Origin of the sequence: Catenulispora pinisilvae, from assembly GCF_015356865.1 — a bacterium.
Lineage (GTDB): Bacteria > Actinomycetota > Actinomycetes > Streptomycetales > Catenulisporaceae > Catenulispora > Catenulispora pinisilvae.
Window position 1 is genome coordinate 58,985 of sequence record NZ_JAAFZA010000016.1, and the last position, 9,782, is coordinate 68,766.

Here is a 9,782-nt window from a genome sequence, read left to right on the forward strand (position 1 = left end):
GGACTCAGGATCTCCCGAGCTCGTTGTGGATGAAGTCGAAGATCTCGTCGTCGGTCGCGTCCGCGATCCGCCGGCCGGCCTGCTCCCCGGCCGTCCGGCCGGCCTCGTCCTCGCGGCTCCACGCCGCCAGGACGATGCGCAGCCGTTCGGCGACCAGGGACCGGGTGGCCGGATCCGGGTCCGCCCCGGCCAGCGCCGCCTCCAGCCGGTCGATCTCGTCCAGGACCGGGGCCGGGGCGTCCGCGTCGGCGAACCCCTCGGCCCTGATGTACTCGGCCAGGGCCGCCGGGGTCGGGTAGTCGAACACGAGCGTGGCCGGCAGCCGCAGGCCGGTCCCGGCGTTGAGCCGGTTCCGCAGCTCGACCGCGATCAGCGAGTCGAAGCCGAGGTCCCGGAACGGGCGGTCGGCCGCCAGGCCGTCCGCGGACGGGAAGCCCAGCACCGCGGCGGCCTCGGACCGGACCAGGTTGGTCAGGATCCGGTCCTGCTCCGGGCGCGGCAGCCCGGCCAGCCGCGCGGCCAGGCCGTCGGCGGCGTCCCGGTCGGCGACGGCGTCCCCGCCATCCTCGGCCAGCGCCTGCCGGGCCTCGGGGAGATCGGAGATCAGCGGGCTGGGACGCCACACCGTGAAGGTCGGCGCGAACCGGCTCCAGTCCACGTCCGCGACGGTCAGCGTGTCCTCGGCGCCGTCGAGCGCCTGGCCCAGGGCCTGCACCGCCAGCCGCGGATCCATGAACCGCAGCCCGCGCTTCAAGACCTGCTCGCCGGCCTCGCCGGCGCTCATCCCGCCGCCGCCCCACAGGCCCCAGGCCACCGAAGTGGCGGCCAGGCCGCGGGCCCGCCGGTGCTCGGCCAGCGCGTCCAGGTAGGCGTTGGCGGCGGCGTAGCCGGGCTGCCAGCCGCTGCCCCAGGTCGCCGAGGCGGAGGAGAACAGCACGAAGGCGTCCAGGTCCTCCCCGGCCGTGGCGGCGTCGAGGTGGGCGGCGCCGGCGGCCTTCGCGGCCAGCACATCGGCCAGTTCAGCCGGGTTCGTGGCCTCCACCGCAGTGGACTGCGCGGCCCCGGCGGCGTGCAGGACGGCGGTCAGGCGCGGGCCGCTGCGGCCGATCCAGGAGACCAGTTCGGTGGCGGCGTTCCGGTCGGCGACGTCCCCGGCCACCACCGTGGCCGTGGTCCCGGCGGCGGCCAGCTCGGCGGCCAGCCGGGCCACGCCGTCCGCGCCGGGGCCGGAGCGGCTGGCCAACACCGTGCGCTGGGCGGCCCGGTCGCTCACCCAGCGGGCCAGGTGCCCGCCGACCGCGCCGGTGCCGCCGGTGATCAGGACGCTGCCGCGCGGGGACCAGACCGGGCCCCGCTCCCGCGGCCGGCCGGCGCGCACCAGGCGGCGGGCCCGGACGCCGGCGGCGCGCAGCGCCACCTGGTCCTCACCGCACCCGGCCAGCACCCCGCACAGCCGGACCGCCGACCGCTCGTCCACCTCGGCGGCCGAGGGCAGGTCGACCAGACCGCCCCAGCGGTCCGGGTGTTCCAGCGCGACGGCCCGTCCCAGACCCCAGACCTGCGCCTGGACCGGGCTGGCCGGAGCCTCGCCGGGCGCGGCGGCGACCGCTCCGGCGGTCAGCACCCACAGCGGGGCGCCGATCTCGGCGTCGCCGAGGGCCTGGACCAGGGTCTGGGTGTTCGCCAGGCCGGTCGTGGCGGTCGAGTCCGCGACCAGCGGGGTCTCGTCGAGGGCGAGCAGGGACAGGACTCCGGCGAACGGCGCGTCCTGGTCCCGGGACACGGCGGCCAGCCGCTCGGCGAGGGCCGCGCGGTCGGCCGCGCCGGAGCCGACGGCGAGCGTGACGGTCTCGGCGCCGCGGGCGCTGAGCGCTTCTCCGAGTGCCACGGCCGGATCGGTGCCTTCCTCAGGTCGCAGCACCAGCCAGACTCCCGGCAGCTGCACTGTTTTGGGTTCCGGCACCGGCACCCAGGACACCCGGTATCGCCACGCGTCGGTGGCCGACCGGTCCCGTTCCCGGCGCCGCCACGAGGCCAGCGCCGGGAGCACGTCCCCGAGGCCGTCCCGGGCTTCCAGGGCCAGGGTGTCGGCGAAGGCGTCGAGATCGCCGCCCTCGATCGCGGCCCAGAAATCGGCCTCGGCGGCGGTTCCGGTGGCGGTGTCGGAGGTGGCCGCACCGAACCGGACCGAGGGCAGGAAGACAGAGTCGCCTTCAGGCCAGTAGTGCTCGTGTTGGAAGGCGTAGGTGGGCAGGTCCACTCGCTCAGCGGTGCCGATGACCGCGGGCCAGGCGAGGTCGACCCCGCGCACCCAGGCCTCGGCGAAGGAGAGCAGCAGGCGGGCCGGGCTGCCGTTGTCGCGGCGCAGTGAGCCGGAGACTACGGGGGCTGCGACACCCTGGTCTTCCAGGGTCTCGGTCACCGCTGCGGTCAGCACCGGATGCGGCGACATTTCCAGGAAGACGCCGTACCCGGAGTCGGCGAGCGCGCGGACGGCGCGGTCGAACTCGACCGTGGCCCGCAAGCTGTCGAACCAGTAACCGGCATCGAGCTCAGGGCCCTGAAGCCACTGCCCCGACACCGCCGAGACCATCGGAATCGAGAGCTCGCCAGGGGCAATCGGAGCGAGCGCCGTGGTGATCTCCTCGCGCAGCTGCTCGACTTGGGCGCTGTGCGAGGCGTAGTCGACAGGGATGCGACGCGCGCGGACCTCATCGGCCCCGCAGGCCGCCAGCAGCTCCGTCAGCGCGTCCGGCTCGCCGGAGACGACTGTGGCCGAAGGACCATTGACTACCGCGATCGAGAGACGGTCGCCGAACCCTGCGATACGCGCTCGTACCGCCTCGACCGGCTCGGCTACGGAGACCATCCCGCCCGCGCCGGCCAACACCCGCAACGCACGACTGCGAAGAGCCACAACCCGCGCGCCGTCTTCCAAAGACAGCGCACCGGCGACGGTCGCAGCAGCGATCTCACCCTGCGAGTGGCCGACCACAGCGTCAGGGACGACACCGGCGGCCTGCCATACGGCAGCCAGCGACACCATCACCGCCCACAAGGCCGGCTGCACCACATCCACGGCTTCAAGAGCCGCGCTGTCAGCGAGAACTTCGTCCAGGGACCAGTCCACAAACGGCGCCAGCGCACAGCCACACTCGGCGAGGCGTTCGGCGAAGACTGGTGACGCCGCAGCCAGTTCGCGACCCATGCCAGCCCACTGCGCACCCTGACCGGGGAAGACGAACACCGAACGGCCAGTCGCCGATGCCGAACCGGTGACCACTGAACCAGCAGCCTGACTCGTCGCCACCGCGGCCAAGCCGGCGGCCAACTCCTGTCGGCCCTCCGCGACCACCACCGCCCGGTGCTCGAACGCCGAGCGGGTAGCGGCCAAGGACCACGCCACGTCCCGCACATCGAGGTCGGGGCGCGCCACAGTCGACGCGCGCAACCGCTCAGCCTGCGACCACAGCGCCGCATCCGATCGGCCCGAGACGATCCACGGCACCATGCCGCCGACCACCGGATCAGCCCCGGTACCCGCATCAGCCGCGCCGATCGGATCGGCCACACCATCGGCCGAACCCTCGGCGACCGGCGGCTCCTCCAGGATCACGTGCGCGTTGGTGCCGCTGATCCCGAACGAGGACACCCCGGCCCGACGCGGACGCCCCGACACCGGCCACGACACCGACTCACTCAGCAGCCTGACGTTCCCCGCGTCCCAATCGATGTGCGGCGAGGGGTCCTGCGCGTAGCGCGACCGCGGCAGCTCCTCGTGCCGCAGCGCCTGCACCATCTTGATGATCCCGGCCACCCCGGCCGCGGCCTGGGTGTGGCCGATGTTCGACTTCACCGAGCCCAGCCACAACGGCTGGTCCTCGGGCCGGTCCTGACCGTAGACCGCCATCAGCGCACCGGCCTCGATCGGGTCGCCCAGCTCGGTACCAGTACCGTGCGCCTCGACCGCGTCCACCTCGGACGGCTTCAGACCGGAAGCAGCCAGCGCAGCCCGGATCACCCGCTGCTGCGACGGACCGTTCGGCGCTGTCAGACCGTTGGAGCTGCCGTCCTGGTTGATCGCGCTACCGCGGATCACGGCCAGTACCGGATGCCCGTTGCGGCGCGCGTCGGACAGCCGCTCCACGGCCACCACGCCGACGCCTTCGGCCATGCCCATGCCGTCGGCCGCCGCCGAGAACGCCTTGCTCCGGCCGTCCGGGGCCAGGCCCCGTTGCCGGGAGAACGACACGAATTCGCCGGGGGTGGCCATGACCGTGATTCCGCCGACGAGCGCCAGGGAGCATTCCCCGTTACGCAGCGCCTGGCTGGCCAGGTGCAGGCAGACCAGCGAGGACGAGCATGCGGTGTCCACGGTTACGGCCGGGCCTTCGAGGCCCAGGACGTAGGACAGCCGACCGGACAGGACACTGGTCGCGTTGCCGGTGGACAGGTGACCCTCAAGCTCGCTCAGCCCGCCCTGGAGCGCGAGCTGGATGCCGTAGCCGGAGGAGTATCCGCCCACGAAGACACCGGTCTTGGACCCTCGCAGCGACCTCGGGTCCAGGCCCGCGCGCTCCAGCGCCTCCCAGGACGTCTCCAACAACAACCGCTGCTGCGGGTCCATCGCCAGCGCCTCACGCGGGCTGATCCCGAAGAAGGCGGCGTCGAAATCGCCCGCGTCGTGCAGGAAGCCGCCGGCCCGCGCGTAGGTGGTGCCTTCGCGGTCCGGGTCCGGGTCGTAGAGGTCGTCGGCGTTCCAGCCGCGGTCGACCGGCAGCGCGGAGATGCCGTCGCCGCCGGAGGCGACCAGCTGCCACAGGTCTTCGGGGCTGCGGATCTCGCCGGGGTAGCGGCAGCTCATCGCGACGACGGCGATCGGGTCGTCGTCGATCGGGGCCGGCCGGGCCGGGCCGCCGACCGGGGCGTCCGCCGGTTCCTGCTCGGCGCCGACCAGTTCGCCGCGCAGATAGGTGGCGAGCGCGGCGGGCGTCGGGTAGTCGAACAGCAGGGTCGCGGACAGCCGCAGACCGGTCAGGGCACTGAGCCGCTGCCGGGTCTCCAGCGTGGTGAGCGAGTCCAGGCCCAGGTCGCTGAACGCCCGGCCGGCGTCGACCGCGTCGGCGCGGGCGTGGCCCAGGACCGCCGCGGTCTCGGCGCAGATCAGCTCGGTCAGGGTGCGGTCCTGGTCGGCCCGGGACAGCCCGGCGAGCCGGCCGGCGAGTTCGCCCTCTGCCAGGCCCGCACCGGCCGGCCCGGCGGCGGCCGCCGCCGCGGCGCGTTCGGCGATCTCGGGCAGGTCCCGGACCACGGACAGCTGGGCCGCGCCGGGCGCGGCCACGAACTGGTCCCAGTCGATGTCCATGACGGCCAGGACCGGATCGGTGCCGGCCAGAGCAGCGTCGAGCGCCTTGACCGCGAGCGCGGCGTCCATCTCCGGGAGCAGACCGCGCCGCATGCGCTGGCGCACGGCGTCGTTCGCCCCGGCGACACCGCCGCCGTCCCACGGGCCCCAGGCCACGGACAGCGCCGGCAGCCCGCGGGCCGCCCGGTGTTCGGCGAGCGCGTCGAGGTAGGCGTTGGCGGCCGCGTAGTTGCCCTGGCCCGCACCGCCGAAGACCGCGGCCGAGGAGGAGAAGAGGACGAAGTCCTCAAGGTCCTGATCCGCGGTCAGCTCGTGCAGGTGCGCCGCCCCGGCCGCCTTCGCGGACAGCACCGAGGCCAGGCGCGCGGCGTCCAGACCGGCCAGCAGGCCGTCGTCGAGGATTCCGGCGGTGTGCAGCACCGTGGACAGGGCCGGGCCGTGCGCGGCGATCCGGCCGAGCACCCCGGCCAGGGCGTCGCGCCGGGCGGCGTCGCAGGCGAAGACGTCGACGGTCGAGCCCTGATCCGCCAGCCGGGCCGCCAGTCCGGCCACACCCGCGGCCTGCGGACCGGAGCGGGCGGTCAGCACCAGCCGGGCGGCGCCCCGCTCGGCAAGCAGGCCCGCGACGTGTCCGGCGAGGGCGCCGGTGCCGCCGGTGATCAGGACGCTGCCACGCGGCGACCACGGCTGCGCGGACCGGTCGGCCCGGGGCTGCGGCGCGTGGACCAGTCGGCGGGCCAGGATCCCGGTGCCGCGGATCGCGACCTGGTCCTCGTCCCCGGCGGCCAGCACCGCGCACAGCCGGGTCAGGGTCCGGTCGTCCGGGACCGCGGGCCCGGCGGGCAGATCGACCAGGCCGCCCCAGCGGTCCGGGTGCTCGATCGCCACCGCCCGGCCCAGGCCCCAGACCTGGGCCTGCACCGGGTTGGCCAGCGCCTCGCCGGCCCCGGTCGCGCCCCGGGTCACCGGCCACAGCGGGGCCTCGACGCCGATGTCGCCGAGCGCCTGCACCAGGGTCAGCGTCGCGGCCAGGCCACCGGCGACCTCGGGCTGATCGGCCAGCGGCGTCTCGTCCAGCGCCAGCAGCGACACCACCCCGGACACCGGCACCCCGGCCTCGGTGCGGGCCAGGCCGATCCGTTCGGCCAGGGTTTCCCGGTCGACACCGCCTTCGATCACGGCCGCCTGCGCGCCCTTACCGGTCAGCGCCGTGGCCACAGCTTCGGCCAGCGGACCGTCGCCTGGCGCGGCGACCACCAGCCAGGCCCCGGACAGCGCGGCCGGCTCCGGGTCCGCGATCGGGGACCAGATCAGCCGGTAGCGCCAGCCGCCGGTCACCGACCGTTCCCGCGCTCCTCGCCGCCAGGCGGCCAGCGCCGGGACGATCTCGTCGAAGGGCCGGCCGCCGTCCACGGCCAGGGTGTCGGCCAGGCTCCGGACATCGCCGTTCTCGACCGCGTCCCAGAACTCGTCGTCGGCGCCTCCGGCCGATCCGGCGATGCCGTCGACACCGTCAACGCCGCCCACCGAACCGCTGGGCCAGTACCGCTGACGCTGGAAGGCGTAGGTCGGCAGATCAACGGTCTGCCCCGTCCCCAACACCTTGGCCCAGTCCACCGAGACGCCCCTGGCGAAGGCCCGTCCCATCACCGACAGGATCTGAACCGCACCGCTGAAGTCCTGGTGCGTGGTCCCGGACACCACCGGGACCACCGCGATACCGGTCTCCTCGAAGACATCCGCGACTGAAGCTTCCAGCGTCGGGTGCGGAGACACCTCGATGAAGGTGTAGAAGCCCTCGTTCGCCAGATCGCGGATCGCGTCAGCGAACCGGACCGTGTTGCGGACGTTGGCGAACCAGTACCCGGCGTCCAGCTCGTTACCGGGGACCCACCGGGACAGGGCCGTGGAGAAGAACGGCACCCGACCCGCGTCCGGCACCACGTCGGCCAGGTCTCTCGCCAACGCCGATTCCAGCGTCTGGACCCCGGCCGAATGCGCCACGAAGTCCGTCTGCGGAACGCGCCAGCGCATCATCCGCTGCGCAGCAAGCTCCGCCTCGAACTCAGTGACCGCCTCCGGCTCACCCGACACCACCGTCGCCGCCGGACCATTCACCGCCGCCACCGAAAGCCGCTCACCCCACGGCTCCATCAGCCCACGAATACGCTCCTCACCCATCACCACCGACACCATCGCGCCCGCGGTGTTCAGGCCGGACAAGGCCCGAGACCGCACCACGACCACCCGCGCCGCATCAGCAAGAGACAACGCACCGGCGACCGTCGCCGCCGCGATCTCACCCTGCGAATGACCAACCACCGCATCCGGTGTGACGCCAGCCGCCTCCCAGATCGCAGCCAACGACACCATCACCGCCCACAACACCGGCTGCACAACCTCAGCCGCGTCCAACGACGGCGCACCCTCAACCCCGTTCACCACATCCAGCAACGACCACGACACCAGAGGAGCCAACGCCGCCGCACACTCCGCCATCCGCGCCGCAAAAACCGGGCAGGACACCAACAACTCCCGACCCATACCAACCCACTGCGCCCCCTGACCCGGGAACACGAACACCGTCTTCCCGACATCACCCGCGACACCCGGCAACACCGACGGCATGGCGACACCGTTCGCGAGGGCTGACACCCCGGCCGGCAACGCTTCGGGCTCGACGCCGAGGATCACGGCCCGGTGCTCGAACAGCGACCGGGTCGTGGCCAGCGACCACGCCACGTCGGCCGGGTCCAGGTCGGGCCGCGCAGCCAACGCCTCGCGCAGCCGGCCGGCCTGGGCCTGGAGCGCCGCCTGCGAGCGGGCGGACAGAACCCACGGCGTCACGCCGGTCACCAGCGGCTCGGCCGGGGCTTCGAGCACCGGGACTTCGGGCGCCGAGGCAACGAGGGCTTCAGGCTCCGAGGCACCAAAGGCTTCGGATTCCGCGTCCGCCGAGAGCTCCGTCTGGCCTGCCGGGTCCGCCTCGGACTCCGCACTGACCGCTTCCTGCTCCGCCGACGGCTCTTCCAGGATCAGGTGCGCGTTCGTCCCGCTCATCCCGAACGACGACACCCCGGCCCGGCGCAGCCGGTCGGCCGTCGGCCAGGCGACCGGCTCGCTCAGCAGCCTGACATTCCCGGCCGTCCAGTCCACATGCGGCGACGGTTCCTCGGCGTGCAGGGTCCGCGGCAGGACCCCGTTGCGCAGTGCCAGCACCATCTTGATCACCCCGGCGACGCCGGCCGCCGACTGGGTGTGGCCGATGTTCGACTTGACCGAACCCAGCCACAACGGCCGGTCCTCGGGACGGTTCCGGCCATACGTCGCCAGCAGCGCCCGCGCCTCGATCGGGTCGCCCAGCGCGGTGCCGGAGCCGTGCGCCTCCACGACGTCCACGTCATCGCCCGACAGCCCGGCGGCGGCCAGCGCCGCGAGGATCACCTGCTGCTGGGCCGGACCGCTCGGGGCGGTCAGCCCGTTGGAAGTGCCGTCCTGGTTGATCGCGCTGCCGCGGATCACCGCGAGCACCTCGTGCCCGTTGCGGCGCGCGTCGGACAGCCGCTCCAAGAGCACCATCCCCGCGCCCTCGCCCATGCCCATGCCGTCGGCCGCCGCGCCGAACGCCTTGCTGCGGCCGTCGGCGGCCAGGCCGCGCTGCCGGCTGGCCCAGACGAACACCGCCGGCGTGGACATCACGGTCGTGCCGCCGGCCAGCGCCAGCGCGGACTCGCCGGAGCGCAGCGACTGGCAGGCCAGGTGCAGCGCCACCAGCGCCGAGGAACACGCGGTGTCCACGGTCACGGCCGGGCCCTGCAACCCGAGGAAGTACGACAGCCGGCCGGACATGATGCTGCCGGCCGTCCCGGTCGACAGGTGGCCCTCAACCTCTTCGGGCAGTTCCGGAAGGGAGGAGCCGAAGCCGTAGCCGGACAGCGAACCGCCGATGAAGACCCCGGTCTTGCTGCCGTGCAGCGAGGTCGGGGCGATCCCGGCGCGCTCCAGCGTCTCCCAGGACACCTCCAGCAGCAGCCGCTGCTGCGGGTCCATGGCCAGCGCCTCACGCGGGCTGATCCCGAAGAAGCCGGGGTCGAAGTCCGTCGCCTCGTGGACGAAGCCCGCCGAGCGCGTGTACGAGGAGCCCACCCGGTCCGGGTCGGGGTCGTACAGGTCCGCGTCCCAGCCGCGGTCGGCCGGGAAGTCGCCGATCGCGTCCACGCCGCCGGCGACCAGGTCCCACAGGTCCTCCGGGCCGCGCACGCCGCCGGGGAACCGGCAGCCCATCGCCACGATGGCGATCGGCTCACCGGCGGCCGCCTGCGCTTCGGCGAGTCTTTGGCGGGTCTCGTGAAGGTTCGCCGTGACCCGCTTCAGGAAGTAACGAAGCTTGTCTTCGTTCACTGCTGCCACCTCAATC

The 9,782-nt window shown here is 73.7% G+C and carries 1 protein-coding gene; it reads right to left on the reverse strand.

Annotated features, from left to right (window positions below):
* Positions 1–4: 4 nt before the first annotated feature.
* Positions 5–9,781, reverse strand: a complete 9,777-nt coding sequence (locus tag IZR01_RS07070) for a type I polyketide synthase (protein ID WP_438939689.1) — start codon at positions 9,779–9,781, stop codon at positions 5–7.
* Between the last annotated feature and the right edge of the window lies 1 nt (position 9,782).